The sequence below is a fragment of the Streptomyces sp. NPDC025784 genome (assembly GCF_055558435.1).
Map to the genome: position 1 here is coordinate 47,337 of NZ_JBVHMN010000013.1, position 26,827 is coordinate 74,163.

The window sequence follows — 26,827 nt, forward strand, 5'->3', positions numbered from 1 at the left end:
GGGGGAGCCGTCATGTCCTGGAACCACGATGGCGCACGTGACGATTTCGTCGTTCCACCGATGCCGGCCGCTCCGCCGCCCGCGCCCGCGGACCCCTGGCGTGCCGTCGCGGTGGGGTTGCTGAACCTCTGCGGACTCGGCGTCGGATACGCCTTGGTACGCCGCTGGGGGCTGATGGCCGCGTGCTGGATCGCGACGGCGATCCTGCTCGTGGTGGCCCTGCCCGCCGACCCGGACGGGGTCCCCGGTGCGGTGGCCGTCCTCTACCTCGGCTTCCTGGTGCTCGCGGCCGGGCACGGTGCGCGCGTGGGACTGCGGACCCGGCTGTCGTGGCCGCCGAACGCGCTGGTCGCCGCCGCGCTGGGCATCGTGCTGCTGGCCGTCCCCGTAGGTGGCGCGGTCCTGTACGACGGGGCGCGTGACGAAGCCGTCGAGCAGATGCTGCTGGACCGGCTCGACCGGGCGGACGAGCTGGTCAAGGCGTCCGGGAAGCAGCCCTTCCGGACGGCCGAGGCCGACTACCGCCGGGCCCTCGCGGTCTACGACGGGCTGAGCGACGACCATCCGGGGTCGCGGGCGGCCCGACGGGTCCCCGCCCGGCTCCAGGCCTACTACGCCACCGTCGCCTCGCCCTACGAGGAGAAGAACTACTGCGACGCCGTACCACCGCTCAAGTATCTCCGCACCGTCCCCCGCACGATGGGGACAAAGGACCTCGGAGACCTGGCCACCTGGCCCGACGACCGGCTCGCGACATCGCTCTACGAGTGCGCGGCGGACTCGCTCGACGGTGGAGCCGCCACCTGGACCACGCAGTTCGGGGAACTGCTGTCGACGTTCCCGAAGTCCGAGCAGGCAGGGAAGGTCGAGCCCGCCGTGAGATCCGCGGTCGACGAGGCGGTGAAGTCGGTGGGCGGCGACGAGCCCTGCGCGGCGGTCGAGCGCCTGAAAGGTCTCTCGGGACAGGTCCGCGGACTGCCCGGAGAGCAGGCGGGCCTCGCCGACACACTCGGCAAGGACGCCGACCGGGCGGAGAAGAGCGCCAGTTCGGGTGCGTACAGCTGTGGTGTGGACCAGTACAAGGACGGCAGCTTCAGCGAAGCCCTCACCACGATGAACGAGTTCGTCAAGAACAACGAGCACCACAAGAACCGGGCGCGCGCCAAGAAGATAGCCATCGCCGCGGAGGTCGCCGAGACGGTGCCCGCGGCCGGCAAGCGCCTGCCGACCACGGCGTCGGGGGGCAGCATCACCGTCACGGTCAAGAACGACAGCCCGGACGACATCACGGTCCTGTACACGGGACCGGTGACCGGCAGCCTCACCCTCAAGGCCTGCGGCAGCTGCACCTCGTACTCTCTCGGCAGCACCCTGGGGATCGGCTTCGAACCGTGCAGCGACAGCGGCAAGCACTATCCGCAGCGGACCATCCGGCTGCCCGTCGGCACCACCTACTTCGTGCACAAGGCCCGGTCCGGGGTGGGAAGGACCCCGGCCTCCGACACCGCCAAGCTGTCGCCGGGCTACACGTACACCGAGTGCGCCTATACGACGAGCTTCGGTTACTGAGGCGCCCCGGCTTCCGCACCCGGCGTTGAAAGCCGACGCCCGGCGCGTGACGGACTCGGGTCTGCACAGCGATGTGCAATCACGGATAGTGAATTGCTCATCGGTGTGCAATTATCGGACTGCCCTCGCCCGCCGGCCGGACGGCGGACATGTCCAGCACAGGCGCCTCAGGCAAGGCACGCCGCGGGCGCGTCAGGAAGCACTGCTCGACAAGGCACTCGCGGAGCCCGTTCCCCTCCGGAACATCCCCGACGGACTGCACCTCCGGTCGGTCACCACCGCGGAGAAGGGGATCACCGCCCGCCTCACCGGAAAGGCGGTGACCTTCCGCCCGGACTCGACGACGGCGTGAGCGGCCCCCGGCTATTCGAAGACGTGCACCGGGAACTCGGTGGACGCGGTCAGCTCGGCCCAGACCGTCTTGCCGCGCCGGGCGTGACGGGTTCCCCACTGCTCGGCGAGCTGGGCGACCAGCAGGAGGCCGCGCCCGCCCTCGTCGAAGGTCCGTGCCCGGCGCAGGTGCGGTGTGGTGCTGCCGGCGTCGGACACCTCGCACAAGAGCGTGCCGTCATGGATCAGGCGCAGCCTGATCGGGGGCAGGCCGTAGCGGATCGCGTTGGTGACCAGTTCGCTGACCACCAGCTCGGCGGTGAAGTCGAGCTCCTCCAGCCCCCACTCCCGCAACTGCCGGGACACCTCCGAACGGGCCCGCGCGACGACCGCGGGGTCGGCCTCCAGGTCCCAGGAGGCGACCCGGTCGGCCCCCAGGACGTGGGTGCGCGCGAGAAGCAGGGCGACGTCGTCTTCGGGCCGGTCGGGCAGCAGGGCTTCGAGCACTCTGTCGCAGATGCTCTCCAGGAAGGGATCCGGCTGCACGAGCGTCCGCCGCAGCGTGGCCAGTCCCCCGTCGGCGTCGTGGTCGCGGCCCTCGATCAGACCGTCGGTGAACAGGGCGATCAGGCTGCCTTCGGGCAGCTCGACCTCGAGCGTCTCGAACGGCAGACCACCCAGTCCGAGCGGCGGGCCGGGAGGCAGGTCCAGCACGTCCGCCTTCCCGTCACGGATCACCACCGCCGGCGGCACGTGCCCCGCGCGGGCAAAGGTGCAGCGGCGGGCGACCGGGTCGTAGACCGCGTACAGGCACGTCGCCCCGATGTCGCCTTCAGCCTCCTCCGCGTCCGGGTCGGTGGATGCCTCGGCGGACAGGTGGAGCACGACGTCGTCGAGATGGGTGAGGAGCTCGTCGGGCGGCAGATCGATGTGCGCCAGGGTGCGTACGGCCGTGCGCAGCCGGCCCATGGTGGCGGCCGCGCGGATGCCGTGGCCGACCACGTCGCCCACCACGAGGGCGACCCGGGCGCCGGACAGCGGGATGACGTCGTACCAGTCGCCGCCCACCCCGGCCTCGGAGCCGGCCGGCAGGTAGCGGTACGCGACCTCCGCGGCCGACTGCAGCGGCGCGTGGCGCGGGAGCAGACTGCGCTGGAGGGTGAGGGCGGTCGCGCGGGCGTTCGTGTAGCGGCGGGCGTTGTCGACGGCAACGGCGGCCCTGGCTGCGATCTCCTGGGCCAGGAGCAGATCCTCGTCGTCGTAGCGGACGGGATTGCTGTACCGGAAGAACTCGGCGACGCCCAGGATGGCGCCCCGCGCCTTCAGCGGCACCACCAGCGTCGAATGGAACCGCCGGGGGTCACCCGGCCGGTCCATGTGGTGCCGGCAGGGGCGGCCGGTGGCGAGGGCGTAGGCCGTCGGCGATCCGCCCGGACACGTGTGGTGCTGCTGCGGCGCGATGCCCGACCAGGGCCCGGCCCTGGTGACCGGGCCCTCCGCGGTCCGGCGCAGCTCCGGCGGGCCCGGCTGCACGGTGTCCTGCCCGCTGAGCGCGGCGTCCAGCAGGTCGACGGTGACGAGGTCGGCGAAGCGCCCCGTGGCGAAGTCCGCCAGTTCCTGCGTGGTGCGGGCGATGTCGAGCGTGGTCCCGATGCACATGCTCGCCTCGTTCACCATGGTCAGCCGCCACCTCAGCCGACGGTCCCGCTCCTCCTGGAACGCCGCGGCGCCCTGCTCCGCCGCGCGGTCCACGTACGTCGTCGACAGCTCGACCAGCTGGCGCGCCGCCGCGACGACCTGCGCCGGATCGCCGGTGAGCCGGGGGATCTCGGCGAGCAGCCTGTCGTTGACGATCCGCTGCCCCAGTCGCAGGGCCCGCAGTGTCGCGCTGAGGGGCATGCCGTAGCGGGCCAGCCGGCGCGCCCGCTCCGCGTCGGCGGCCGGCGGTTCGAGGCGGCTCGGCTCGACGCAGGTCTCCAGGGCGAACAACGAGGCGCGGACGTGGTCGACGATGTTCGCCGAGACCATCCGCGCCACCTCCGGGTCCTCCCACAACGCGGGAAGTTCGCTCCGAAGGCATTGCTCCACATCGGCTGTCAGCTCGTCCACCTTTGATCCGAGCTCGTGCGCCGCACGTGACAGAAGGCCGTCGGCCGGGGGCTCCACACTGACGACGGTACGCCGGTCGCCCGGAAATCTCCGACCGGCGTCGGCCCCGCGGGCATCGGCGCCCGCCTCATGATCAAGGCCCTGTGTCAGCGGGAGACCGCTGAGCGGCGCCCTGCCACGCTCATGCGCACGTGCGCACTCCGGCGGTGGGTGCGTCGGGTCCGTGCCGGTGATCCGCCCGTTGCGGCCGTCGTGCGGGGCGGTGCCTTCTCCAGGAGGCTTCGTTCCGATCAGCTCGGGTCCGCGACGCCCGGCACGGCCTGACCCGGGCCGATCCGACCGAATCCCCCTGGCCCGTACGGGTCACTCCGGGGGCAGGCCCGGCTCGCACGCCGAGGCCCGGCGGTAGGTCGGTGCGAGGTCTCCGGCGGGCGCGGCGGGCTACCTGGCGAGCACGTCCACCAGCGCCACGAAGGCACCCGCGCCGACGACGGCGAGGAGAACGAACCCGACGACCACCAGCGAGCAGCACGAGGCGACCGCCACCATGAGCCGGGACCGCCCCACGGCCCTGCGGTACTCGGTGTCGTCGTCCCAGCTCCGGTCGGCCACCCGCACCCCCTCGCCACGGACTGTACAGAGCGGTCGCCGGAACGGATCAGGTGGGATCTCTCGCCCGCGGGCCCGGTGACGGGCCCCGCCGGTCCCGGCGGGACGCTCGTGACACGGCGTCGCGGCACATGACGGGCGGCGAGCGACACGACGTGCGACTCTGCGGCCGGAACTACTATGGCGTCATGTCCGTCGAACTGTTCGCAGGCATCTCGGTCAACGACTACGAATCGGCGCTCACCTGGTACGGGCGGCTGCTCGGCTTCCCGCCGACACTGATCCCGAACGACCGGGAAGCCGTGTGGGAGCTGGCGGAACACCGCTACGTGTACATCGAGCTGCGGCCCGGACACGCCGGCCACGCGATGCACACGCTGTTCGTCGACGACCTCGACACCCGCGTCGCCAGTATCTCCGAGCGCGGTCTTGAACCCATGAACCGCGAGACCTACGCCAACGGCGTTCGCAAGGTCACCTACCGGGATCCCGACGGGAACGAGATCGGGTTCGGCGGCGCCCCGGTCTGACACGTGCCTGCCCGTGCATCCCCCGGACCGGCCGGTGCGCCACGAGTGGCACGTATGACGCGAGTGGTTCCGGCAGCCCCGGCCACGTGATACACACAAGCGGGTCACACTCCTGTCCGCCAGCAGGAAGGTTGCCCCATGCCCGAAAACGGTCGCACGGCGACACGACGTCAAGTCTTCGCCCGCACCGCCGCGTTGAGCGCGTCGATCGCCTTCGCCGGTAACCTCTCCGAACTCTTCGCGGGCACCGCCGCCGCGCAGAGCCTCGGCCACCGCGGGTACGGCCCGCTGATCCCCGATCCGAACGGCCTGCTCGACCTGCCGAAAGGATTCCGCTACCGGGTCCTGTCCCGTGAGGGAGACCAGCTCCGCTCCGGCGAGGGACCGGTGCCCAGCAATCACGACGGCATGGCCGCGTTCGCCGCACGTCACGGCCGCGTCCACCTCGTTCGCAATCACGAGAACCGCGTCACCGCGACGATCCCGGTCCCGACCGTCGAGGGTCTCACGTACGACCCGATGGGCAAGGGCGGTTGTACGTCCCTGACGCTGGACCGGCACGGAGAGGTCCTCGCGGAGCGCGTCGCCATCGCCGGGACGGCCGTCAACTGCGCCGGTGGTCCCACGCCTTGGGGCACCTGGCTGACCTGTGAGGAGACCGAGGACCAGGCCGGCACCAACGGCTACACCAAGGACCACGGCTTCATCTTCGAGGTCGACCCCGCGGATCCGCACCGCACCGGAGCCGTGCCGCTCACCGCGATGGGCCGCTTCCAGCACGAGGCGATCGCCGTCGACCCGAAGCGGGGCATCGTCTACGAGACGGAGGACGCGTTCCTCAAACCGTTCGGCCTCTTCTACCGCTTCCTGCCCGACAAGCCGCACGGCGGCACGGGTTCACTGCGGGCGGGAGGACGGCTCCAGGCGATGCGGGTGCCCGGCGTAGCGGACCTCTCCTCCATCCAGGAGCCGGGCGCGGCCTTCGACGGCATCGAGTGGGTGGACGTACCGGACCCACTGGCCGCCCGGACGCCCGTCCGCCTCCAGGACTTCGGCCCGAAGGGCATCACGCACGCGCAGAAGCTGGAGGGCTGCTACTGGGGCGGCTCGTGCGTGTACTTCGTCTCCTCCTTCGCCCGCAGCGCGGACGGCTCGGCCGCCGACCACTACGGCCAGATCTGGCGCTACGACCCGTCGGCCCGCCGCCTCACCCTGGTGATCGTCTTCGGGCCCGGCACCGATGTGCAGCTCCCCGGCGAGTCCCCCGACAACATCTGTCTCGCCCCGAGCGGCGGGCTCATGGTCTGCGAGGACGGCAACGGCGCGCAGCACGTGTTCGGGGTGACGCGACACGGCGAGGTGTACGCCATGGCGCGGGGCGCCCAGAACATCGGCACCCCGCAGGCGCCGGAGTGGGGCGAGTTCGCGGGCGTCACGTTCTCGCCGGACGGCGGGACGATGTACGTGAACTGCTATACGCCCGGGACGACCTTCGCGGTCACGGGGCCCTGGAGCGGCTAGGTTCGCGTCCGCCTGATCCCGCAACCGCTCCCGCCCGCCGCCGCGGTCGCCACTGTGACGACCGCGGCGGCGGGCGGCGGTGGATTCCCGTGCGGCCGGCTCAGCCGACGAGCTCGGACGCGAGCAGGCGATAGCGCGGGAGAAGGACGTAGAGCAACGCGATGACGAGGACCGCCGCCGCGATGGCGAGCAGTGCCCGGCCCGTCCCCCAGGGCGTCATGAGCGTGCCGAGCACTCCGCCGACGAAGATGCCGGCGACGGTCGCGACGAAACGGAGACGCGTCATGCGCCGGTGCGGGGTCGCGGGTGCCGGTGCCGCGAAGTCGAGGATGAGGCGGACCAGCGACATCTGGATGAGCAGGGTCGGCATGCCGGGGACGGCGGCGCGCACGGCGGTGTCCGCGCGCAGGCCCATGGTGAAGGCCACGATGACGATGACGAGCATGTCCGGATGCGCGGTCAATGACTCGTCACCGTGGCGCCACAGCGCTACCGCGCCGGCGAGCGCGAGGAGTGCCCCTTCGACGACGAGAGCCGCGGCGAACCAGTGCCGGTGGCGGCCGACGAGCCGGCTCGTGCCCAGGCCTCCGACCGCGGCCCCCAGCGCGAAGGCGATCAGGGCGAAGGCCGGGCGGGCCACCGGCAGCTCTCCCGCCTCGGCGACGGCGAAGGCCAGGAACAGCAGGTTTCCCGTGGCGAGCGCGGTGAAGACGTGTCCCATCGTCAGGAAGCTGACCGCGTCGACCGCGCCCGCCAGGACGGTGAGCGTCGCCATGACGACGGCCTGCTGACGTTCCCGTCGGTCGGCCGACTCCGGTGGTACGGATTCTTCGCGCATGGGGTCAGTCTCGGCATGGCGGCTCCTCATCGGCGGGTGCCGGGACCGACACGCGACCGACGTGCCGCCAATGGACGTCCGGTCGAGACCGCCGGCGAGCGGTACCTCCGAGGGGTCCCGTGCCGCCGGAGCGGTGCGGGGGTGTCCGGGTACGATCACCCGGTCCCTCTACCGCCAGGAGTTCCGCCCGGTGACCGCCGTCGTCCCGCCTCCCCGTACCGCCACCGGCCTGCGGGCCCTGCAGCACCTCGACAGGGTCGAGGACGGCGAGCGGCTGCACGCGCTCCTCTGGCGGGCGGGCGCCGGCTGGCGGATGATCAGCAGCGCCGTGCTCGGCGGAGGCATCGGGGAGCGGGCCTGGGTCCTCAACGCCCAGGTCTCCCACGGCTACCGGCGCACCGACCCCGAACGGCACCTCGCCGACCTGGCCCGTGAGGCGGGCGCGCACGGCCCGGGAGTCGGCCTGATGACGGCGGCCGACGTCACCGGTCACGGCCGGGCGGACGACGGTGGCGCCGAGGCGGTCGCCACCGCCGGGCTCGGGGTCGGCGGATGGGCCGCCTCCCCCGCCGAGGGCACGCCGGTGCCCGACCGGCCGGGCACGGTCAACATCGTGGTGGCGCTGCCGGTACCGCTCACCGACGCCGCGCTGGTCAACGCCGTGGCGACCGCCACCGAAGCCAAGGTGCAGGCCCTTCTCGACGCCGGCTACGACTGCTCCGGCACCCCCACCGACGCCGTCTGCGTCGCCTCGCGCCTCGCCCGTCCCGGCGAGGAGGTCCACTCCTTCGCCGGGCCGCGTTCACTGTGGGGCGCCCGCCTCGCCCGAGCCGTGCACAGCGCCGTACGCAGCGCGGCCACGCCCTGACACCCACGCCCGACCGGCCGGTGCCCGCACGGGAGTTGCCGTCGCGGGAGCGTGCGGGGCGCCCAGCCCCACCGGGGTGTGCTCAGGTGTCGTTCCGTTCGAGCCGGCGTACGTCGCGCAGGAGGGTCGAGAGCAGCGCGGACCCGCCCATCACCGCGGCGACCACGACCAGCCAGGCGTGCAGGCCGACGGCGGTGGCGACCGGACCGGTGAGCAGCAGGCCGACCGGGCGGGCCACGAACGAGCCCACCATGTCGAAGGAGTAGACCCGGGCCAGCTTGTCCTCGGGGACGTTCTCCTGGATCGACAGCTGCCAGAACACGTCGAAGATCTGGAGCCCGAACCCGTGGACGAACGCGCCGGCCAGTACGAGCGACAAGGTCGGGTGCACGGCCATCGCCAGGGGGAACGCCGCGGTGAGCGAGAGCAGCAGGGTTCCGGTGAGGAGCGCGCGGCGCGGCCGCCAGCGCAGGCAGACGAGTCCGCCGACCACGAAGCCGACCATCATCGCGCCCATCGAGAAACCCCAGGCGGAGCGGCCGATGTCCTCGCCGACCACGATCGGCCCGAGCACGGACTGCGCACCGCCGAAGAAGAGGTGGTAGAGCAGTGCCTGCACGAGCAGCAGGACCAGCCACCGGTGGCGCAGTACCTCGCGGAGCCCTTCTCCCAGGTCCGCGAGGATCGCGCCGCGCTCGCCCTCGGCACGCGTCTGGGGGACGGTCAGCCGGGAGAAGCAGTACGCCGCCACCGCGAAGGTTGCCGCGTCGACCGCTATCGCCCACCCCGCGCCGACGGCCGCGACCAGGACTCCGCCGACGGCGAAGCCGATCACCTGGGCCGAGGTCTGCAGCAGCGAGCGCAGCGCGACGGCCGGGCCGAGCAGCGTCTCGGGCACGGTCGCGCGGGTCATCGCCGACGAAGAGGGCTGGGCCAGTGCGCCGAGGCATCCGTTGACCGCGCCGATCACCGCGAGCAGGGGCACCGTGGCCCACCCGCCGATCACCAGCACGGCGACGAGCCCTTGCGTGAGCACGCACGCGGCCGACGAGCCCTCCAGCATCAGCTGTCGCTTCACCCGGTCGCCGAGCACCCCGCCGAACAGGGCGGTCACTACCTCCGCGGCCGCGTACGCCGCGACCACGATGCCCAGCTGGGCCGCCGAGCCTCCCAGGTCGAGCACCGCGAAGGCGAGAGCGATCGGCGTGATGGCGTTGCCGAGGGCGCTAATGGCGGTGCCGGTGACCAGCAGACGGAAGTTGGAGTGCCGTAGCGGCGTGAACCGCCCGACGGCGGCCGACGGGGCTGCTGCGGTGGTGGTGGACATGCCGCGGAGATTACTTCGGTGGCGAATTATTCGTCAACGTAATATTCGCTAGAGTAGGACCATGACCGACAAGGAGCCCCAGGACTGGACCGACCGACACGTCGCCCGGTGGCGCGACCACTGGATCGACGTGGGGTTCGAGGACGACGTCGAGGCGATCGTGACCCGCTGTCAGCGACTGGTCCGGCACTGGAAACTGGCCTCGCAAACGGCGCTGTCCGAACTCGGTCTCCAGGAGCACGAGTACGTCACCCTGCACATGCTGATGATCCGGGACACCCCGGGCCGTGCCAGCCCGACGCGACTGGCCGAGGACCTCGGCATCAGCAACGCCGGGATGACCGGACGGATCGACGGGCTGGAGAAGGCGGGCTGGATCCGGCGCAAGCCCTCACCGGACGACCGGCGCCGCGTCGAGATCGAGGTGACCGAGGCCGGCGTGGACCTGTGGCGCAAGGCGATGCACGGGCGCGGACGGTCCGAGGACGAGGTGGTGCACGTCCTCGACACCGACGAACGGGCCACCCTGGCCGCGCTGTTGAAGAAGATGACGCTCAGCATCGAGACGGCGGGCGGGGAGTCCGCCGCCGACTGAGCCGCCGCCGGGGCGGTCCCCGCGTGGTGCGTGTCCCGTCTGCGCACGCCGCCTTCTTCGGCGACCGTGTCCCCGGCCCGCCCGGCGGTCGACGACCGGCTCGGAGCTGATCCCGACGTCGCTCGGCCGTCGACCGGCGGCTCACAGCCGCTTCCGACGTCACCCGGCGGTCGGCCACCGGCTCACGCCTGATCCCGACGGATCTCGACGTAGGTCCGCTTCCCGTGCGCGTCCGTGATGTCGATGACGACCTTCTCCCACTCATCGGCGGGCTGCTCGGGCACCTCGCCCGTCCGGTACCCGGCCTCCGCCAGCAGCGCCTCGGTCACCCGGACGCCGGTGAGGCGCTCGGCCAGTGCGAACACGCCCGCCTTGCGGTCCGCGTCGGGCGCCTCGTCACCGGTCGGGTCGAGCCCGACCTCCCGCATCACGTCGTTCAGTTCGTCCGGGGTGCTCCCCGTCCTGGCCGAGGGCCATTCGAACGTCGTGCGCAACTCCCCGTTCTCGTACCAGTGGAAGAAGTGCAGGGGCTTCCCGCCATTGCTGTAGTGGGAGACCACTCGGGTCCCGGCGGACAGGGTCTGCATGAAACCGGGCGAGCCCAGATCGCCGCCGAGGACCAGGACGAGGGTCCAGTCCCCTGCCTCGCCCGGAACGGTGCACGCTCCCGCGAGAACGCACTCCTCCCAGCCGTCGGACTCGTCGAAGAGCTCCTGATGCCGCTCGATCAGAGTGGCGAGCCCGCGGCACGCGTCCTGCGGTTCGGCCCCCGCCGCGGTCAGCACCTCCTCCGGCGGCACTCCCCGCACCAGGACCAAGGTGTACCCGGTCTCCAGGGCGTACCTGAACAGCGAGGAAGAGGAGCGTATCCAGCCGTAGTCGGCTGCGGTGGCTGTGGTCATACGGCGCATCCTGCCAGCGACCACCGACAGCGCGGAGCACTCTTCGTGGAGCGCGGGACGTCACCTGCCCGCGCGGCGACCGGCCGGGCGTACCGGAACGGCTTCGGGCAGCTCGCGCAGCGTACGAAGCGGCGAGAGGAAGCACGGGAGCATGCTCAGCGTCATACCGACCGCGCCGGCACAGAGCGTGGTCCTCGCTCCGAACACCGCGCCCGAGACTCCGCCCAGGACCCCGCCCAGCGGAAGGCCGCCCCAGGACACGAACCGGGCTGTCGCGCTCATCCGGCCCAGGAGCCGATCCGGCGTGACGCCCTGCTGAAGGCTCGACTGAGCCACCACCCGGACCACTCCGCCCAGCGACAGCGCCGCGAGTCCTGCCGCCGCCACGCACAGGCTCCAACCAGGTCGCGCCAGGGGCATGAGGACCGTCGGCGGACAAGTGACCAGCGGCGCCAGCCAGATGACCGGCCCCTGCCCGACCCGTTCGGAGAGCCTGGTCGCCGACAGTGCGCCCAGCAGGGCACCGCATCCCATGCCCGACAGAACGAGCCCGATCCCGTACGACCCGAGGCCCATCTCCCGCTCCAGGAAGACCAGCAGCATGGCCTGGTACATGACCAGGAAGAGATTGAAGATCGCGTCCCCCAGAATGGTGGCGCGCAGCACGGGATGCCTGAGGACGAACCTCAGCCCCTCCTTGATGTCCCGGCGCAGCGGCGGGTGTTCGCTCGCCTCCGGCTTCCGTTCGCCCTTGCGGATACCGATCGCGAGGAGCCCCGACGCGGCCATCCCGGCGGAACTCGCCAGCAGCGTCGCGGGCGCGCCCACCAGGCCGACCAGCGGGCCCGCCAGCGTCGGCCCGCTGATACTGGTCACCGAACGCACCGCCGACAGTTTCGAGTTGCCCTCCACGAGTCTGTCGCGCCCCACCAGGTGCGGCAGGTAGCTGACGTACGCCACGTCGAAGAACACCGTCAGCACGCCGTGGACCAGGGCCACCGCGTACAGCCACCAGATCGTCAGGAGACCCGCCCACCACGCCGTCGGTACCGTCAGCAGGACCAGCGCGCGCGCGAGATCGGTGCCGACCATCACCGAGCGCTTGCGCATGCGGTCCACCCAGGCGCCCGCCGGGAGCCCGACCAGGAGCGAGCCGGCCGTGGTCGTGGCGGTGAGCAGTCCGACCCGGAGCTCGTCGGCGTGCAGGGCCACGATCGCGACCAGCGGCAACGCCAGGAAGATGACGCGGTCGCCCAACTGGCCGAGCGCCGTGGCGGCGAACAGCCGCCCGAAGTCGGGATCGCGCAGGAGTCCTTCACCGGTAGAGGGGGACAACGGGGTCACCTGCCGTCGTTCGGTGTCGGCTGCGAGAAGTGGCCGCGTAGCCCGGGAAGTTGACGCCGGTCGATCCCGAACTCGTAGGCCACCTCCCGCCGGACGTCCGGAACGACCATGTCGGCCGTTTCCACCGGGCGTCCGTCGGTGTCGTAGAGGGTCCGCTCGATCCGGAGCACCAGGTCCCCGACGCCGATCCCCAGGAGGTTCGCCTGCTCCTGAGTCGCCCGGGCCGGGCGCGGCACCTCGACCACGGTCTCGACCTCCACGCCGATGGAGCGCATCCGCGCCACCACCCCCTTGCCCGCGAGGGGGCCCATCTCGGGCAGCACGACGGGCGTTCCGCCCGTGATGTCCATCGGTTCCCAGGAGTCGGAGAGCTGGACGGGGTGCCCGTCGGCGAGGAACTCGTAGTGCGTGCGGACGCAGAGACCGCCGGTGCCGATGGCGAGCCGCTCGGCGATCGCCTCGGGGGCGGGAACACGCACCTGGCTGTGCGCGTCCCAGGCGCCGGCCCCGCCCCGCTCCTCCACGCCGGCGAGGGTGGGGGTGCCGCCCCGTCGTTCATGGTGTCGCGAACGCACCATCAGCAGACGTTCGCGCGGCACGCGCACGAAGGTGCCCGAGCCCGCACGTCCTTCGAGGAGGCCCTTGACGATCAAGTGGTCCACGGCCCGCTGCGTGACGTTGCGCCCGACGCCGTACTCCTCGGCGAGTCGCGCCCGGGACGGCAGCCGCTCCCCGGCCTCCCACTCCCCCGCGAGAATCCGCGCGCTCAGCGCGTCGGCCACTGCAAGGTACGGCGCCTCTCTGGGCATGTGCGACTCTCCGCTGCTCGGCTGGGCCACACCTGGGTGTCCCAGGCGGCGTTGGAAAGCTACTGCACCGCGTGAAAGCTACTGGAGCAGCAATACGCAGGGCGTTCGGGCGGCTACGGGGCGGCCTGTCAGCGGCTTGATCGAATACAGGATTGGCTCCCCTGAGCTGCGACGATGCGGCCTGCCCCGGCCTGTGCGGTCTCGGCGGCGCTCAGGAGCGCCCGTGGCCGTGCGTCCTCGGGCCGCACACCTGCCCCGGCAGCGGAGCCGCGCCCGACGGCGATCTCCGTCTCGCCTGGTCGGGGTCGGCCGGTGGTGCGACGCTTGGAAGGAGAGGTGTCAGGAGGGGGAAGCCGGGAGGGCCGATGGGACGGGACGTCCCGGCGCTGGTCTTCACCCGCGAGGACCGCCGCCGGTACCGGATCAAGATGCACGAGTGCCTCGACGCGTTCGCGCAGATGCTGCGCGATGAACGGTTCGAGTCCGAGCGGCCCCAGGTCGGACTGGAGATCGAACTGAACCTGGTCGACGACACGGCGGAACCGGCGATGCGCAACAGCGACGTGCTCGAAGCGATCACCGATCCCGCCTGGTCCACCGAGCTGGGCCGCTTCAACCTGGAGATCAACGTCCCGCCCCGCCATCTGACGGCGGGCGGCCCCGACGCCTGGGAGTCCGAGATCCGCGACGCGCTGAACCACGCGGACGAACGGGCCAAGTCGGTCGGCACGAACCTGATCATGGTCGGGATCCTTCCCACGCTGAGGGAGCGGGACGTCGGTGAGGCCGCCCTGTCGGAGAACCCCCGCTACCGGCTGATCAACGACCAGGTCTTCGCGGCCCGGGGAGAGGACCTGCTGATCGAGGTGGACGGTGTCGACCGGCTGCGGACCTACTCGGACACGATCACTCCGGAGGCGGCCTGCACCAGCACCCAGTTCCATCTCCAGGTGTCCCCCGAGGAGTTCGCCGACTACTGGAACGCGGCGCAGGCCATCGCCGGAGTCCAGGTCGCGGTGGCGGCCAACTCGCCGTTCCTGCTGGGCAAGGAACTGTGGCACGAGACCCGCATCCCGCTGTTCGAACAGGCCACCGACACCCGCCCGCAGGAGATCAAGGTGCAAGGGGTTCGCCCCAGGGTGTGGTTCGGCGAGCGCTGGATCAACAGCGTCTTCGACCTCTTCGAGGAGAACCTGCGCTACTTCCCGGCCCTGCTGCCCCTGTGCGACGAGCAGGACCCCGGACAGACGCTGGACCGCGGCGATGTCCCCGAACTGGCCGAGCTCACCCTGCACAACGGCACGATCTACCGCTGGAACCGGCCCGTCTACGCCATCGCCCACGACCTCCCGCACGTCCGCGTGGAGAACCGTGTCCTGCCCGCCGGCCCGACCGTCGCGGACACCCTCGCCAACGGCGCCTTCTACTACGGGCTCACCCGCGCCCTGGTCGAGGAGGACCGGCCGGTGTGGTCGCGGATGTCCTTCTCGGCCGCCGAGGACAATCTGCACACGGCGGCGCGGCACGGCATCGACGCACGGCTGTACTGGCCGGGGATGGGCGAGGTCCCGGTCGCCGAACTCGTCCTGCGGCGTCTGCTGCCACTGGCGCACCGGGGCCTGGAGCACTCCGGCATGGACGCGTCCTGGCGCGAGCCGCTGCTCGGCATCATCGAGCAGCGGTGCGTCGCCGGCCGCAACGGAGCGGTGTGGCAGAAGGAGATGTGCCACCGCATCGAGGCGTCCGCCCGTTCGGGCCGGCATGAGGCCCTGCGCCGGATGACGCAGATGTACATCGACTACATGCACCTCAACGCTCCGGTCCACACCTGGCCGGTCGACTGACGGAGGGCGCCCGGACAGACCCGCGGAGCCGCAGTCCGCCGAGCCGGCGTCGCACCCGAAAACCCCGGTGCGCCGGCTCACACGGCTCTGCGAACATGCCGGAGTGGCGCCGAGTGCTGAGTCGCCGGTCATCCGGCACACCCACCGCATCCCATCCCCGACAGGTCCCACCGGGGAAGGTGCCGTCGCGGCACGGCAGTTCGACGCCGCGTTGCTGTCCGTGGGCTTCAAACTCTCGGCGGACCTGCTGGCACACCTGTCGGAACAGTCCGTGGGCACCGTGGTCGACACCGCCGTACGCACACTCGGCACCGTCCGCGAGATGGTCGGCGACCATGTGCGGCACAACGTCTACTTCATCGACTTCCCGGCCAACGTGCCCGACACCTTCGGCTTCTGGATGCGGTGTGTCGCCGAGGCGCTCGGCGACCTCGGCGACCTGCGCACCCTGGCCGACCGCACGAGTACCCGCGCCCGCCCTACGCGGCCGAGATGCGTCGCCGACTCCCGGGCCCCGGTCACCTGTTGATCGATCCGGACGTCCTCGACGGCGAGCTCCTGCGGTTCTTCGTCCACTGGAAACAGGCAGCGCGCGACACCGACTTGGACCTGTCGGCGCTGCTGCTGGACGACGCGTACCGGACCGTCACCTGGCTGTCGTACCTACGTCGGCCTGGAGCGCCCCGACGGCCTGCACGGTGACTCCCGGGTCGCCACTCCCGAAGATCTGCGCGACCTGATCCCGGACTGACTGCTGGCGTCGATCACGGCGAGGCCATGAAGGGGCTTCCTTCTCAAAACTCCTTGAAATAGTCCCTTCGCTCTCCTCGCCCTCGACGTCGTGCCGGGCGGCGCCCGCGGATCAGCCCGCGGACGCCGCCCGTGCCACGGCGAGGGCCTGCTCGGCGTAACCACGGCCGAAGAGCACCGCGTGCACCAGCAGCGGGAAGAGCTGGTGCAGTCCCACCCGGTCCGCCCAGCCCTCGGCGAGCGGCGCCACCTCCTGATAGGCGTCCAGCACCTGATCAAGGTGCGGGCATCCGAAGAGCTGGAGCATCGCCAGATCGGTCTCCCGGTGCCCGCCGTGTGCGGCCGGGTCGATCAGCCAGGCGTCCCCGTCGGCGCCCCACAGCACATTGCCGCTCCACAGGTCACCGTGCAGCCTGGCGGGTGGCTCGGCGGGGCCCGCGAGTTCGGGCAGCCGTTCCGCGACGCGTTCGACGACGGCGGCTTCCGTCCGGCGGACCGTGCCGTCGTCGACGGCACGGCGCAGATAGGGCAGCACCCGGTGTTCGGCATACCAGGCGGGCCAGTCGGTGCCGGTGACGTTGCGCATCGGAGCGCGACCGATGTACGCGTCGCGCGGTCCGCCGGGCGGTGCGGCGCCGAACGCGGGCGCGCCGGCCGCGTGCAGCGCGGCCAGGGCCGTCCCGAAGCGGGCCGCCGCCTCGGCGTCCGGGCGGCCGGGCGGAACCCGGTCGGTCACCAGCCACCGCTGGTCGTGGCCGTGGACCGTCGGGACCGGCACCGCGCCGGTCTCGCTCAGCCATCGCAGTCCGGCCGCCTCCGCCCGCACCGCGCCGGGACCGTCACCGAGCTTGGCCATCACCGACCGCCCGCCGTCGAGGGTGACTTCGGCGAGCGTCGGCGACAGGCGGTGTTCGCCGGTCACCGGGCGCCCGGTGATCCGTGCCACCGCGGCACTCGGGCCCTCGGCGGTCATGGGCGCACCAGGGCCGACGGGGCAGGACGCGGGACTGCGTTCATGGGCAACCTTCCGTGGTCGCACCCGAGCGTATCGCCGCGGCCCGCACAGCCCACGTTCGACGGGGCCGGATCCACCGCGGCCAGGCACACCGGCGTGCCGGCCGCAGCGCTCCCGGACGGGAACGCGTCGCGCCTCCGTACGGGTACGCCACCGAACCGGCCGCCCTGCTCAGGGAAGGTCAGGCCACCGTGCGGGCCGCCGCTCCCCCGTGCCGGCGGCCCGCACGGAGTCTTCCGGGCACACCGCAAGGAGAGGTCCAACAGACCTCCCCGCCTGGTCTGTTGAACCCCGCCGCAGGTGCCGGAGCTGCGATGTGCTGGAGTACATCCGTGACTTCGGTGTTGCCCGGTTGAAGTCTGGAGCAGCGGTGGCGGCTCCGGTATGGGCAGAACTGCGTACGTCGACGAGCGGAGAGGACACGTGGCGAACGGGCTGGACGGAGCCTACGAACGCATGGTGTCGCTGGCCGTGGCGGCACTCCACGAACGCGAACCCGACCGCCTCTGGCCGCTGCTGGCGGACGCGCTGCCGCAACTGTTCGGTGGTGACGCCCTGATCTACAAGCTCGACGACTGGAACGAGAGCAGCGGGACGCTCGGTCTGTCACCCGGTGTCGCCGCGGAGTTCGACCGGCTCGGGGACGAGGCCCTCGGCCTGCTGCGCGCGGGTTACCCGTTCGCGCAGCACTACGGGTCCGGGGACGGCCGGGAGCCCGTCACGGCGCGTCGGGCGGCGGGACGCGCATGGTCCGCGAGCAGGACCGCCGGACTCCTCGGCGAGATCATGGACCTCGATCACGTACTGGCGATTCCACTGCCGCAGTCGAATACCCCCGTCACGGGGTGTCTCATCTACCGATCCGGTGCGGACTTCACCGACGACCAGGTCCGTGTCGCCCGGCATCTCCAGCCGCTGCTGGCGGCGGTGGACGAGCAACGGCAGCTGTTGGAGAGCTGGCAGCGGCTGACCGTCCCGGACGCCTCCGCGGACCCGTGCGGCGCGCCCTCCGCGGCCGGTGCCCTGACGCCCCGCGAGACGACCGTTCTGCTCCTGCTCGTCGACGCCCTCACGGCGTCGGCCATCGGCCGCCGCCTCGGCATCTCCGAACGCACGGTGCACAAGCACATCGAGAACATCTACCGCAAACTGGGCACTCGCGACCGCATCAGCACGGTGCTCCGCGCGCAGCGGCTCGGCCTCGTCGCCCCGCGCCACGCGGTGGAGAACCGCTGGTGAGACACGCGCACCGGATGTGAGGATCACTCCCACGGGAACCGACATCCATGGCTCATCGAGGTCCGGAACAGTCACATCGACGCCTCCGAACCCGACGACGACGAGCTCTTCCTCCGCCGGCACCGCGCCATGGACCTGTGCCATGTCCACGACGGCCGGTCCTACGAGGCATTCGGTTGCCTCTTCGGCGTCCGCAACGTGTCGTTCGAGCCCCTCGCGGCTCAGCGGGGATTCCCGCCGGACGCCTCCCGGGCCGTCGGGCGAGCCTTCGTGTGGGAGGGCGGGGACGCCCACAGTCCCTCATGGATCAGCTGGGCCGAGTTGACGACCGCCGGCTGGGACGAGCAGGAACTCCCCAACAGAGTGCGATCGGCACCCGAGGACCGGCTCACCCGGCGGCAGGTGCTGCGGGACGAGGACTGGGGTGATGTGTGGACCGTGATGCGCACTCTGACGAAGCGCCACGGGGGGAGAACGTCCGCCTGGTGGTCTGGTTCGACAACTAGTGCCGCGGCAGGCAACGTTTGCCCGTCAAGGAGCGGCGTCCGGTGCGTGCTCTCGGTGTGCCGGCCGGAAGTCCTCGTACTGGACGTACTTGGGCTTTCGGCGGGTGCGGCGAGAGTGCGTGCCGGGCGTCGCGACGGGGCGAACGTTGCCTGCCGCGGCACTAGGGCCAGGAGGAGCGGAGTTCAGCGGCGACGGACGCAGCGCCGCTGCCGGCCCGGCGAGCGGTTGGACGGCCCTGCGGGCCCGGGCGGCGCGGAGCCGGGTCCGCGCCGGAGCAAGGGTCCGCCCCGGCGCCGACCCGGCCCGTCCGCCGATCAGCGTCCGGTTTGCAGGGCGCTCCAGGTCGCGGGTCCGACCTGACCGTCGACGTCCAGGGCGCGACTGCTCTGGTAGTCCCGGACGGCCTGGTCGGTTGCCGGTCCGAAGTCGCCGTCCACGGGGACGGTGCGTCCCAGGGCGGCGGTGAGAGCCCTCTGGAGACGCTGGACCGCGGAGCCCGTGCTGCCCTGGCGGAGCGCCGGGGTGCTGCCGGCCGCGTGCAGCGCGGTCCAGGTGCGGGCGCCCACGACTCCGTCGGCACCGAGGCCGCGGTCCCGCTGGAAGGCGGTCACGGCGGCGGCCGTCCTCGATCCGAAACTGCCGTCGACGGTGCCCGCGTCGAATCCCTGCTGGTTGAGCAGCCACTGCGCCGCCGACACCTGGGGACCGGAGGAGCCGGAGCGCAGGGTGTCGTAGGCCGGGAAGGTCAGCTGGACGCCGCCGTCTCCGGTGCTGCCGCCCACCAGCTGCATGTAGTAGGTCCAGTTCCAGTTCGGCCCCGGGTCCGTGTGGTCGTTGCCGGGCACCTCGGAGTGTCCGACGATGTGGGCGCGGTCCTTGGGGATCCCGTAGCGGTTGCAGAGGAACGCCGTGAGCGTCGCGGAGGAGCGGTACATCGTGTCCGTGAACCAGCTCGGATCGTCGATGTACCCCTCGTGCTCGATGCCGATACCGGACGCGTTACCCGAACGGGCGTGCCAGGCGGTGTCCTTGTCGCGCACCGTCTGGGTGATCCGGCCGTCGGAGGAGCGCACCACGTAGTGGGCGCTGACCTGGGACGCCGGGTTCTGGAACCAGCTGATCGTCCCCGCGTACGAGCCCTGCGTGACGTGTATGACGACCTTGCTGATCGCTGCCGAGCGGCCGACGGCGTAATTGGCGGGATCGGCCGGGACCCACACGGCCGACGGGTAGTCGGGACTCTGGACCGCCGGTGCCGCGGGGGTCTCGTAGCGACCGCGTTCGGGCGCGACGGGGCGGGCGGGGACGGTCAGCGTGTCGCCGTCCTGGGTGCGGGCGGTCAGGCCCTCGGCCAGGTAGGTGTAGACGGTGTCGGCGTACAGCCGCGCGCCGAAGGCGTCGGCAGCGCCCCCGTACCGGGCCACCAAGGGGTACCACGCGTCGGTGTCGCGCCGTTCTGCCCGGCTGAGCCCGGCGTCGTCGGCGTAGGCGCGCAGGACGGCCGCGGCACCGCGGATGTTGGCCGCGGTGTCCGTGCGCAGCGTGCGGGGCGCGACACCGGTCAGTCGGGACGCCAGCTCAAGGGTGTGCCGGTCGGGGTTGCTCACCAGGTGCATCACCCCGTAGCCGCCTGCCTGACTCGGCCGGCCGGCGTGGTCGTCCAGGTGGGTCTCGCCGTATCCGGTGGCGATCAGGAGGTCGCGCGGCACCCCGTACTCGGCCGCCGCGCTGCTGAAGGCGTGGCTGACGGGGCCCGGGGCCGGCGAGTCGGCGTTGCGGGGCGCGGCACCGGCGGGCTGCACGGCGGCGACCAGCACGGCGAGGACGCCCAGACCGGACAGGGCTGCGCGGCCCAGGGACATGCGGGGGGTTCTGCGGAACATCGGTGGGGCCTCCGGGGGCTGGACTGTGGCTTCGGACCTCGGGGCGAGTGGCCTGCCCGGGCGGGTGGGTGGGGTGACGCGGGGCGGCCTGGCGACGGACGCAGGGCGCCCGGAGTGAGGCAGGGCGAGCTGATGACGGGCGTCGGCGGCCGGGGCCGGGCACCTCACCTGCAGTGCGCGGCCCCGGCTCGGGTCGACCCGAGCCGGGGTGCCGTCGGCGGGCCGCCGGGGTGTCCGGTCCCGGAGTGTCCGGTCCCGGGTTGTCCGGTCCCGGCCGGTCCCGTCCCGGGTGTCCGCCCGGCGAGCCGCCCTGCCGACAGTCGGGCCGTCGTGTCGACGGGCCGTCAGATGGTTCCGCTCTCCCACCACCAGGCGCGGCCGAGGTCCGCGCGGCTGTCGACGTGCTGGTGGTCGACGGTGTACCGCTCCAGACCGGAGAATCCGCAGGTCTCGGCCTTCTGGTACACCGTGCGGTTGCTGACGCCGGGGACGGTGAGGTCGGCCGCGGTGCCGTAGAGGTGCATGCTGTCGCTGGCCCCGCCGATCTCGGCGTTGTGCGCAATGCTGCGGAAGCCCGAGTTGACGGTGATGGCGGTGTTGCCGAGCTTCTTGCGCAGGGCCTCCAGCTTGTACATGGCCCGGCGGGCGTTCTCCTTGACGGCCGCCGCGCTCACCTTGCCGCCGTCGAAGGTGCCGCTCGAACGGTCGGTGAACTCGCTCCAGTTGAAGTGCGCCGTCGAACCGTCGGACTGCTCAAGGGCGTTGAGCTGTGCCTGGGTCGCGGGTCCGGCACTGCCGTCGACCGACAAACCGTAGGCCGCCTGGAATCTGCGGACCGCGGCGGCCGTACCCGGGCCGAAGTCGCCGTCGATGCTCACCCGCGACTGGGAGGCCGAGTCCGCGGCCCAGCCGGCGACCCGTATCTGAAGCTCCGTCACATCGGCTCCTGTCGCACCCTGGTTCATGGTGCGCGTCCAGTTGTAGGCGCGGGCGGTGCCCGACAGGAGCACGGGGCCGGCGAACGCGCCGACCGTCGCGGCGAGGGTTCCGCGCAGGATCGCGCGGCGGTTCGGGGTGAAGGTCATGGTGACTCCCTGTGGGGCGTGGGCGGGTGGGGCGCTCAGGCTGGTCGGACGTCAGTAGGCGAGCTGGAACGGCACGACCTGGGCGTCGGTGTCGTAGGCGTGCACGCGCAGTCTGAAGTGCGTGCCGTCCTTGACGTCGGTGGCGACGGTCGCCCACTGGGGGCCGAACGTCGAGTACGTGTTGTCGTGGTTGCACAGCGAGGTGTGGTCCACGAAGACGATGCAGGCGTCCAGGAAGCCGGTGGCCGAGCTGCTGAGCTTGATGTTGATGTCGGCGCACCGCGAACTGGTCGTGTAGGTGCCGAACTCCACCGCGTCGGCCGAGTAGTGGTACGTGAGCGACTTGGCGCCGCCGTAGCAGGAGGTGGCGGCCGTTGCGGACTGTGCGAGGGCGGGCGCGGTGGCGGCGCCGGTGAGGAGCGCGGTCACGGCCGCGAGGACGACCGCCGTTCGCCGGGTACGGGTCATCTGAACTCTCCGATCACTGAAGCGGGCAGAGCGGGAGTCCGGGCACTGGTCCGGCGGGGCCCGGTGGGTCTCAGTAGGCGATCTGGACGTGCGCGGTGGCGCCTTCCAGGTCCACGCCGAGGGGAACGGTGAAGGTGCTGCCGTCCTTGACGTCGGTGGCGATGGTCTGCCAGCTCCGTCCGACGCCGGTCCAGTAGTTGCACCGGCCGTAGCGGACGAACTTCACGCACGCGTTCACCGAGTCGGCGTCGCCGCCGACGATCCGGACGTTGATGTCGTTGCAGCGGGACGACGAGGTGTAGGGCCCGAATTCGAGGGAGTCGCCGGTGTACACGGTGACTGCGCCGCCGTAGCAGCTGGTGGCCGGGGCGGGAGCCGCGGACGCGGTGGTGGGCACCGTGACGGCGAGGGCGGCGAACAGGGCTGCCGCGGCAGGGTGGGTGAAGGTCTTCGCCATCGGATTCCTTCTGCGTTCGGGGGTGTGCGGAAGGTGTGGGGATTCGCTGGGAAGGTCGCTGCGCGATGCCTCACGTGGTCCCTGGGCGCCGGGGGGCCGCAGGGATCGGTGCGGCGGAGCGAGTTCATGCTCCGGCGTACGCCGCCTTCTGTCATGCTCATTCGAACAGGGTGAAATGTCGCAGGTGGAAAGGGTGTTGGCCGTGCTGCGCTTCCACTTTTCGGCCGAGGATCTGGCCAGGACACGGGTCGCCGCCGCTCCGCACCCGCTGTGGGAGATCGCGTCGAGTCTTCACCGCTTCCAGACCCCGGCAGGACGCTGGGCGTACGCGCACTGGTACCGCACGGCGCGTGAGCGGCTCCGCGAGGCGGGGCTCGAGGGCGTGGTGCGACAGGTCCTCCTGCCCCTCTTCCCGCGCACGTCGTACTGGCCCGACTTCCTCACACCGCTGGAAGGGGCCGCCGGGCTGGAGGCCGGGCTGGAGGCGATCCTGGCCACGCCCGCGGACCGGGTGGCGGCGGAACTCGCCACCCTTGCCCGGATCGGGAGGGTGCCGGCCCCGCTCGGCCGGCTGACGGAGAAGGAGGCCCGGGGCGAACTGGTGGGCATCCTCCGCGCCTACCACCGGACCGTCATCGAACCCCACGAGGAGTGGGTGCACGAGAGCGTGCACACCGAACGGATCCGGCTGGCCCGGCATCTGCTCGACGGAGGCACCGAGGGCCTGCTCGAAGGGCTCGGACCGGCGGTCCGCTGGCGGCACCCCCGCCTGGAGATCGGCACGTACCCGACGGAACACGACATCCGGCTGGAGGGCCGCGGGCTGCTGCTCATTCCCTCCTACTTCTGCTGGAAGGGGCCGGTCTCCCTCGCCGATCCACGATTACCCCCCGTTCTCGTCTACTCGCTGCACCACGAGGTGCCCACCGGGTCGGCCCGCACGGCCGCGGACGCCGCCGGTTCGCCGTCCCTGGAGCTCCTGTTGGGCCGGGCGCGGGCCGCCGTCCTGCGGGCCACGGCAGCCGGGGCGACCACCACGGAAGCCGCCCGGCTGGCCGGAGTCACCCCGGCCACCGCGACGCACCACACCACGGCGCTGCGCGATGCCGGCCTGATCACCAGCCACCGTCACGGCAACAGCGTCATCCACACGCTGACGCTGCTGGGCGCGACGATGCTGAGCAGGAACGTGCGGCACGCCCCGTCGGGAATCGGACAGGGGATCCTGCCCCGGGCCGACATCTTCACCGACCGGCCCGTCCAGGGTGCATGACCCCTTCGTACAGGGTGAGTTGGGCCGCCCCGGGCCAGTGCCGTGCGCGTGCGCACACGGCTTTCAGCGTGTGCGCAGGCCCGCGGTGGTGGCGCCCGTGCGGTCGCGCAGCAGCGAGCGCAAGGTGGTGGCGTGCTCGTAGCCGACCTTGCGGGCGATGGTCTCCAGGGACAGGTCCGTGGTCCGCAGCAGATGCGTGGCCTGTTCGACGCGCAGGTCCTGGACGAACCGCACCGGCGTGGTGTTGAGGACGCGGCGGACGGTGCGCTGGAGCGTGCGCTCGCTGACGCCGAGCGCGTGGGCCGCCTCCGAGAGGCTGTCGGGCGCGTCGAGGTGCAGGCGCGCCCAGCGCTCGAACGCCGCGATCAGGGGGTCGCTCTGGGCCAGCGCGCTGGGGATGGTGTAGGCGGACTGCGAGGGCCGTTCGTCGACGACGAGGTAGCGGGCGACGAGGTCGGCGAGGGCCGGGCTGGCCATCCGTACGAGGGCGAGGGCGAGGTCGACGTGCCCGAAGGCGGCGCCCGCCGTGGTCACCCCCTGCGACGTGGTCACCATGCTGGTCTCGTCGAGATCGACCGCCGGGTAGCGGCCCCGGAAGACGGGCGCCAGCCACCAAGTGGTCGTCGCCCGGCGGCCGTCGAGGACGCCGGACTCGGCGAGCAGGAAGGTGCCGGTGCAGGCCGAGGCGATGGGCGTTCCCCCGTCCCGGCGCTCGGCGACCAGTTCCCGCACCCCCGCCAGGTCGGGGCCGGCGACCCGGTCGAGGAGGGCGTCGGGCCGGCGCTCCGCGAGTGCGGGCACGACGAGCAGATCCGTGGTGGACGCGGCGGACGCGGGCTCGGGGGTGACGAGGTGTCCGGCGCCGGTGCGTACCTGTGCGCTGAAGCCGACCGTCGTGACGTTCCAGGCCGGCGGGGGCTGGGGCAGTTCGCCGCGCATCTCGTTGGCCGCATCGAGGACGTCCAGCGCCGCGCTGAGTCCCGAGTCGAACACACCGTCGTACACCAGTACCGCGACATCCATGTCGGGAACGCTATCAGACGTGTCGTTTCCGACACTGGGGCCGGGCGGATCACCGGCCTAGCGTGAACGACGTCCCCGATCACCGGGGCATGCGACCGCGCCGACCGCCTCCCGCGGCGGAGTGCCGGGCGATCGCGCCATGGGTGCCCCGAGGGGGCACCGAACCGAGCAGAGGGAGCCCACCGTCATGAACAACATCGGCCTGCTGGCCCGCATCGAGGCCAAGCCCGACTACGCTGACCAGGTCGCCCGGATGCTGACCGACGCCGTGCAGCTCGCCGAGGAGGAGAAGCGGACGGTCACCTGGTTCGCCTTCCGGGAGGACGCCACCACGTTCGGCGTCTTCGACACCTTCGACAACGACGAGGACCGCACGGAGCATCTGCGCGGGCGGATCGCCGCCGCGCTCATGGGGGCGGCGGAGACCATGCTCGCCTCGGCTCCCGACATCCGGCCGGTCGACCTGCTCGCGGTCAAGCTGCCCTGAGCGGCGCCCGTCCCGCAGCACACCCTCCACCAACTCCGGTCCGAAGCACAGGAGATCCACCAGTCATGACATCGACGACCTCCGCCCCGGCGACGGGCGCCGGAGCCCCGCCCGGGACGGGCCCCGGCGTCCGCTCACGCATCCACATCTGGGAGCCGCCCACCAGCTACGCCGACGGAGCCGGCCGCTCGGGCCTGGAGGTGCTCCGGCTGTGCGTCGAGGGCCGCTTCCCGCAGGCACCGATCTGCGGGACGCTCGGCTTCCGGCTCGTGGCGGCGGAGCACGGCCGGGCCGTCTTCGAGGGCGAGCCCGCCGAGCACCTGCTCAACCCCATGGGCACCGTGCACGGCGGCTTCCTCGCCACGCTCCTCGACTCCGCCCTCGGCAGCGCGGTGATGTCGACGCTCCCCGCGGGGCGTGCGTACACGACGATCCAGCTCGGCGTGAACATGGTGCGCCCCGTCTTCGCGGACACCCCGACCCTGCGTTGCGAGGGCACCGTGATCCACGCGGGCCGCACCACCGCCACCGCGGAGGCCAGGGTCGTCGGGACCGCCGACGGGAAGCTGTACGCCCACGCCACGACCACGTGCGCGGTGTTCGCGCTGCCCGGGACGGACTGAGCCGCAGGGGCGGCCACGACCGCTTCGTCCGACAGTGGTCTGCTCCGGGACCGTCCAAGAGCCCGCGCACGCGGACGTGGTGAACGTCGGAGGCGCCGCACGCCGGCGCGACCGACCTGTCGGCGCCTCCCCGCCCGCCAGGCGGGGAGGCGCCACAGCCGCCCCCTGGGCGGGCGCCGCGGTCGCGCCCCTAGGCAGGTGCCCCGTCGCCCGCCGGGCGCAGGCCGTCGAGCGCGGCCCGCAGGATCGGCTCGACGTAGCCGGGATCGCCGTGAATCGCGGCGATGGCGATGACCATGTCGCACATCTGCTCGAGGGTGAGGTCCTCGCGGACCTCGCGCGCCTCCTGCGCGGCCGCCAGGAGCGGCCGGCCGGCGGCCAGCACCCGGGCGCGGTTCTCGCTGAAGACGGGGTCGTCGCCGTCCGTCTGCGTCAGCAGTTCGGAGGCGATGTCGTGCTTGCTGATGAAGAAGGCGAAGAACCGCTGCAGCCAGGCCGCGAACGCCGCACCCGGCGTCTCGCCGCCGACGGTCTTCGCGGCCTCGCAGACGGCGTCGACCTCGTCGACGTAGAGGGCTTCCAGGAGCTCTCGGCGACCGGGGAAGTTGCGGTAGAGGGTCGCCATGCCGACCCCGGCGCGCCGCGAGATCTCGGCCATCGACACCTGGGCGCCGGGTGCGGCGAACGCGGCGCGGGCGGCGGCGAGGATCTTGTCGCGGTTGCGCTCGGCGTCGGCGCGCCTGGGCGGTGCGGTCGGCTGGTCCGGGGTCATCGCTTCCCTAAATGGATAGGTTGTCCGGTACGCTGAACGGACAGGCTGTC

The 26,827-nt window shown here is 72.0% G+C and carries 25 protein-coding genes and 1 pseudogene; 12 read left to right on the top strand and 14 right to left on the bottom strand.

Annotated features, from left to right (window positions below; all coding sequences use genetic code 11):
- Positions 1 to 12 precede the first annotated feature (12 nt).
- A complete protein-coding gene (locus tag ACZ4IF_RS27295) occupies positions 13 to 1,569 on the top strand; it encodes a hypothetical protein (protein ID WP_467567400.1) in 1,557 nt (518 codons plus the stop codon).
- Between the two features lie 363 nt (positions 1,570 to 1,932).
- Here ACZ4IF_RS27295 and ACZ4IF_RS27300 read toward each other — a convergent pair whose 3' ends face one another.
- Together ACZ4IF_RS27300 and ACZ4IF_RS27305 are read right to left on the bottom strand one after the other, a co-directional pair.
- On the bottom strand, positions 1,933 to 4,008 hold the full coding sequence (locus tag ACZ4IF_RS27300) for an ATP-binding SpoIIE family protein phosphatase (RefSeq protein WP_467567402.1): 2,076 nt from the start codon (positions 4,006 to 4,008) through the stop codon (positions 1,933 to 1,935).
- Positions 4,009 to 4,449: 441 nt separating this feature from the next.
- Entirely contained in the window at positions 4,450 to 4,620 is a 171-nt protein-coding gene (locus tag ACZ4IF_RS27305; protein ID WP_467567404.1) for a hypothetical protein, read from the bottom strand.
- Positions 4,621 to 4,805: 185 nt separating this feature from the next.
- On the opposite strand from ACZ4IF_RS27305, the gene ACZ4IF_RS27310 reads away from it, so the two are divergent.
- Both ACZ4IF_RS27310 and ACZ4IF_RS27315 read left to right on the top strand, forming a co-directional pair.
- Complete coding sequence (locus ACZ4IF_RS27310; RefSeq protein ID WP_345653355.1) at positions 4,806 to 5,147, top strand: VOC family protein; 342 nt, start codon at positions 4,806 to 4,808, stop codon at positions 5,145 to 5,147.
- Between the two features lie 138 nt (positions 5,148 to 5,285).
- Complete coding sequence (locus ACZ4IF_RS27315; RefSeq protein WP_467567406.1) at positions 5,286 to 6,668, top strand: alkaline phosphatase PhoX; 1,383 nt, start codon at positions 5,286 to 5,288, stop codon at positions 6,666 to 6,668.
- Between the two features lie 100 nt (positions 6,669 to 6,768).
- Here the strand turns inward: ACZ4IF_RS27315 and ACZ4IF_RS27320 are convergent, their stop codons facing one another.
- Entirely contained in the window at positions 6,769 to 7,506 is a 738-nt protein-coding gene (locus tag ACZ4IF_RS27320) for a YoaK family protein (protein WP_467567408.1), read from the bottom strand.
- A gap of 190 nt (positions 7,507 to 7,696) precedes the next feature.
- Here ACZ4IF_RS27320 and ACZ4IF_RS27325 point away from each other — a divergent pair, with 190 nt between their 5' ends.
- Positions 7,697 to 8,374 (top strand): adenosylcobinamide amidohydrolase, encoded by a 678-nt coding sequence (locus ACZ4IF_RS27325; RefSeq protein ID WP_467567410.1) that lies wholly within the window; start codon positions 7,697 to 7,699, stop codon positions 8,372 to 8,374.
- Positions 8,375 to 8,456: 82 nt separating this feature from the next.
- Here the strand turns inward: ACZ4IF_RS27325 and ACZ4IF_RS27330 are convergent, their stop codons facing one another.
- Positions 8,457 to 9,701 (bottom strand): MFS transporter, encoded by a 1,245-nt coding sequence (locus tag ACZ4IF_RS27330; protein WP_467567412.1) that lies wholly within the window; start codon positions 9,699 to 9,701, stop codon positions 8,457 to 8,459.
- 61 nt (positions 9,702 to 9,762) lie between these two features.
- On the opposite strand from ACZ4IF_RS27330, the gene ACZ4IF_RS27335 reads away from it, so the two are divergent.
- The gene (locus tag ACZ4IF_RS27335; protein ID WP_467567414.1) at positions 9,763 to 10,296 is read left to right on the top strand and encodes a MarR family winged helix-turn-helix transcriptional regulator; all 534 of its coding nucleotides are present in this window, start codon (positions 9,763 to 9,765) and stop codon (positions 10,294 to 10,296) included.
- A 182-nt stretch (positions 10,297 to 10,478) separates the two neighbouring features.
- Here the strand turns inward: ACZ4IF_RS27335 and ACZ4IF_RS27340 are convergent, their stop codons facing one another.
- The 3 genes from ACZ4IF_RS27340 to ACZ4IF_RS27350 are packed head-to-tail and all read right to left on the bottom strand — an operon-like array spanning position 10,479 to position 13,351.
- Positions 10,479 to 11,198 (bottom strand): DUF6461 domain-containing protein, encoded by a 720-nt coding sequence (locus tag ACZ4IF_RS27340; RefSeq protein ID WP_467567416.1) that lies wholly within the window; start codon positions 11,196 to 11,198, stop codon positions 10,479 to 10,481.
- Positions 11,199 to 11,258: 60 nt separating this feature from the next.
- Positions 11,259 to 12,533 carry an MFS transporter gene (locus ACZ4IF_RS27345; protein ID WP_467567418.1) on the bottom strand — a complete coding sequence of 425 codons (1,275 nt, stop codon included), beginning with the start codon at positions 12,531 to 12,533 and terminating at the stop codon, positions 11,259 to 11,261.
- A gap of 5 nt (positions 12,534 to 12,538) precedes the next feature.
- Positions 12,539 to 13,351, bottom strand: a complete 813-nt coding sequence (locus ACZ4IF_RS27350; RefSeq protein ID WP_467567420.1) for a GntR family transcriptional regulator — start codon at positions 13,349 to 13,351, stop codon at positions 12,539 to 12,541.
- A 365-nt stretch (positions 13,352 to 13,716) separates the two neighbouring features.
- Between ACZ4IF_RS27350 and ACZ4IF_RS27355 the strand changes: the two genes are divergently transcribed.
- From ACZ4IF_RS27355 to ACZ4IF_RS27365, 3 genes and pseudogenes are all read left to right on the top strand, one after another.
- Positions 13,717 to 15,195, top strand: a complete 1,479-nt coding sequence (locus ACZ4IF_RS27355) for a glutamate-cysteine ligase family protein (RefSeq protein WP_467567422.1) — start codon at positions 13,717 to 13,719, stop codon at positions 15,193 to 15,195.
- 103 nt (positions 15,196 to 15,298) lie between these two features.
- Positions 15,299 to 15,625, top strand: a pseudogene (locus tag ACZ4IF_RS27360) (hypothetical protein); the annotation flags it as partial.
- Positions 15,626 to 15,720: 95 nt separating this feature from the next.
- Positions 15,721 to 15,897, top strand: coding sequence for a hypothetical protein (locus ACZ4IF_RS27365; RefSeq protein ID WP_467567424.1), 177 nt, complete (start codon positions 15,721 to 15,723; stop codon positions 15,895 to 15,897).
- Positions 15,898 to 16,057: 160 nt separating this feature from the next.
- Here ACZ4IF_RS27365 and ACZ4IF_RS27370 read toward each other — a convergent pair whose 3' ends face one another.
- Complete coding sequence (locus ACZ4IF_RS27370) at positions 16,058 to 16,918, bottom strand: fructosamine kinase family protein (RefSeq protein WP_467567426.1); 861 nt, start codon at positions 16,916 to 16,918, stop codon at positions 16,058 to 16,060.
- A gap of 498 nt (positions 16,919 to 17,416) precedes the next feature.
- Between ACZ4IF_RS27370 and ACZ4IF_RS27375 the strand changes: the two genes are divergently transcribed.
- A complete protein-coding gene (locus ACZ4IF_RS27375) occupies positions 17,417 to 18,199 on the top strand; it encodes a helix-turn-helix transcriptional regulator (protein ID WP_467567759.1) in 783 nt (260 codons plus the stop codon).
- Between the two features lie 821 nt (positions 18,200 to 19,020).
- Here ACZ4IF_RS27375 and ACZ4IF_RS27380 read toward each other — a convergent pair.
- The 4 genes from ACZ4IF_RS27380 to ACZ4IF_RS27395 all read right to left on the bottom strand — a co-directional run bounded on the left by ACZ4IF_RS27380 (position 19,021) and on the right by ACZ4IF_RS27395 (position 22,599).
- Positions 19,021 to 20,589: a peptidoglycan-binding protein gene (locus ACZ4IF_RS27380; protein ID WP_467567428.1), complete on the bottom strand. Its 1,569-nt coding sequence runs from the start codon at positions 20,587 to 20,589 to the stop codon at positions 19,021 to 19,023.
- 344 nt (positions 20,590 to 20,933) lie between these two features.
- Positions 20,934 to 21,674, bottom strand: coding sequence for a D-Ala-D-Ala carboxypeptidase family metallohydrolase (locus tag ACZ4IF_RS27385; RefSeq protein WP_467567430.1), 741 nt, complete (start codon positions 21,672 to 21,674; stop codon positions 20,934 to 20,936).
- 51 nt (positions 21,675 to 21,725) lie between these two features.
- Complete coding sequence (locus ACZ4IF_RS27390) at positions 21,726 to 22,142, bottom strand: hypothetical protein (RefSeq protein ID WP_467567432.1); 417 nt, start codon at positions 22,140 to 22,142, stop codon at positions 21,726 to 21,728.
- A gap of 70 nt (positions 22,143 to 22,212) precedes the next feature.
- Positions 22,213 to 22,599, bottom strand: coding sequence for a hypothetical protein (locus ACZ4IF_RS27395; RefSeq protein WP_467567434.1), 387 nt, complete (start codon positions 22,597 to 22,599; stop codon positions 22,213 to 22,215).
- A 202-nt stretch (positions 22,600 to 22,801) separates the two neighbouring features.
- On the opposite strand from ACZ4IF_RS27395, the gene ACZ4IF_RS27400 reads away from it, so the two are divergent.
- Positions 22,802 to 23,872, top strand: coding sequence for a helix-turn-helix domain-containing protein (locus ACZ4IF_RS27400; protein WP_467567761.1), 1,071 nt, complete (start codon positions 22,802 to 22,804; stop codon positions 23,870 to 23,872).
- 63 nt (positions 23,873 to 23,935) lie between these two features.
- On the opposite strand, the gene ACZ4IF_RS27405 is transcribed toward ACZ4IF_RS27400, so the two are convergent.
- On the bottom strand, positions 23,936 to 24,895 hold the full coding sequence (locus ACZ4IF_RS27405) for a GlxA family transcriptional regulator (RefSeq protein ID WP_467567436.1): 960 nt from the start codon (positions 24,893 to 24,895) through the stop codon (positions 23,936 to 23,938).
- A gap of 187 nt (positions 24,896 to 25,082) precedes the next feature.
- Here ACZ4IF_RS27405 and ACZ4IF_RS27410 point away from each other — a divergent pair, with 187 nt between their 5' ends.
- A complete protein-coding gene (locus ACZ4IF_RS27410) occupies positions 25,083 to 25,382 on the top strand; it encodes a putative quinol monooxygenase (RefSeq protein ID WP_359495582.1) in 300 nt (99 codons plus the stop codon).
- A gap of 65 nt (positions 25,383 to 25,447) precedes the next feature.
- Positions 25,448 to 26,005 (top strand): PaaI family thioesterase, encoded by a 558-nt coding sequence (locus ACZ4IF_RS27415; protein ID WP_467567438.1) that lies wholly within the window; start codon positions 25,448 to 25,450, stop codon positions 26,003 to 26,005.
- A 190-nt stretch (positions 26,006 to 26,195) separates the two neighbouring features.
- On the opposite strand, the gene ACZ4IF_RS27420 is transcribed toward ACZ4IF_RS27415, so the two are convergent.
- The gene (locus ACZ4IF_RS27420) at positions 26,196 to 26,777 is read right to left on the bottom strand and encodes a TetR/AcrR family transcriptional regulator (RefSeq protein WP_467567440.1); all 582 of its coding nucleotides are present in this window, start codon (positions 26,775 to 26,777) and stop codon (positions 26,196 to 26,198) included.
- Between the last annotated feature and the right edge of the window lie 50 nt (positions 26,778 to 26,827).

What these genes read in the sequence shown, in the direction of transcription:
- ACZ4IF_RS27295 (WP_467567400.1), top strand. Translation starts at nt 13, where the DNA reads ATGTCCTGGAACCACGATGGCGCACGTGACGATTTCGTCGTTCCACCG.
- ACZ4IF_RS27330 (WP_467567412.1), bottom strand. Translation starts at nt 9,701, where the DNA reads ATGTCCACCACCACCGCAGCAGCCCCGTCGGCCGCCGTCGGGCGGTTC.
- ACZ4IF_RS27390 (WP_467567432.1), bottom strand. Translation starts at nt 22,142, where the DNA reads ATGACCCGTACCCGGCGAACGGCGGTCGTCCTCGCGGCCGTGACCGCG.
- ACZ4IF_RS27395 (WP_467567434.1), bottom strand. Translation starts at nt 22,599, where the DNA reads ATGGCGAAGACCTTCACCCACCCTGCCGCGGCAGCCCTGTTCGCCGCC.
- ACZ4IF_RS27340 (WP_467567416.1), bottom strand. Translation starts at nt 11,198, where the DNA reads ATGACCACAGCCACCGCAGCCGACTACGGCTGGATACGCTCCTCTTCC.
- ACZ4IF_RS27405 (WP_467567436.1), bottom strand. Translation starts at nt 24,895, where the DNA reads ATGGATGTCGCGGTACTGGTGTACGACGGTGTGTTCGACTCGGGACTC.
- ACZ4IF_RS27310 (WP_345653355.1), top strand. Translation starts at nt 4,806, where the DNA reads ATGTCCGTCGAACTGTTCGCAGGCATCTCGGTCAACGACTACGAATCG.
- ACZ4IF_RS27385 (WP_467567430.1), bottom strand. Translation starts at nt 21,674, where the DNA reads ATGACCTTCACCCCGAACCGCCGCGCGATCCTGCGCGGAACCCTCGCC.
- ACZ4IF_RS27355 (WP_467567422.1), top strand. Translation starts at nt 13,717, where the DNA reads ATGGGACGGGACGTCCCGGCGCTGGTCTTCACCCGCGAGGACCGCCGC.
- ACZ4IF_RS27315 (WP_467567406.1), top strand. Translation starts at nt 5,286, where the DNA reads ATGCCCGAAAACGGTCGCACGGCGACACGACGTCAAGTCTTCGCCCGC.
- ACZ4IF_RS27370 (WP_467567426.1), bottom strand. Translation starts at nt 16,918, where the DNA reads ATGACCGCCGAGGGCCCGAGTGCCGCGGTGGCACGGATCACCGGGCGC.
- ACZ4IF_RS27380 (WP_467567428.1), bottom strand. Translation starts at nt 20,589, where the DNA reads ATGTTCCGCAGAACCCCCCGCATGTCCCTGGGCCGCGCAGCCCTGTCC.
- ACZ4IF_RS27420 (WP_467567440.1), bottom strand. Translation starts at nt 26,777, where the DNA reads ATGACCCCGGACCAGCCGACCGCACCGCCCAGGCGCGCCGACGCCGAG.
- ACZ4IF_RS27375 (WP_467567759.1), top strand. Translation starts at nt 17,417, where the DNA reads ATGGTGTCGCTGGCCGTGGCGGCACTCCACGAACGCGAACCCGACCGC.
- ACZ4IF_RS27335 (WP_467567414.1), top strand. Translation starts at nt 9,763, where the DNA reads ATGACCGACAAGGAGCCCCAGGACTGGACCGACCGACACGTCGCCCGG.
- ACZ4IF_RS27410 (WP_359495582.1), top strand. Translation starts at nt 25,083, where the DNA reads ATGAACAACATCGGCCTGCTGGCCCGCATCGAGGCCAAGCCCGACTAC.
- ACZ4IF_RS27350 (WP_467567420.1), bottom strand. Translation starts at nt 13,351, where the DNA reads ATGCCCAGAGAGGCGCCGTACCTTGCAGTGGCCGACGCGCTGAGCGCG.
- ACZ4IF_RS27320 (WP_467567408.1), bottom strand. Translation starts at nt 7,506, where the DNA reads ATGCGCGAAGAATCCGTACCACCGGAGTCGGCCGACCGACGGGAACGT.
- ACZ4IF_RS27415 (WP_467567438.1), top strand. Translation starts at nt 25,448, where the DNA reads ATGACATCGACGACCTCCGCCCCGGCGACGGGCGCCGGAGCCCCGCCC.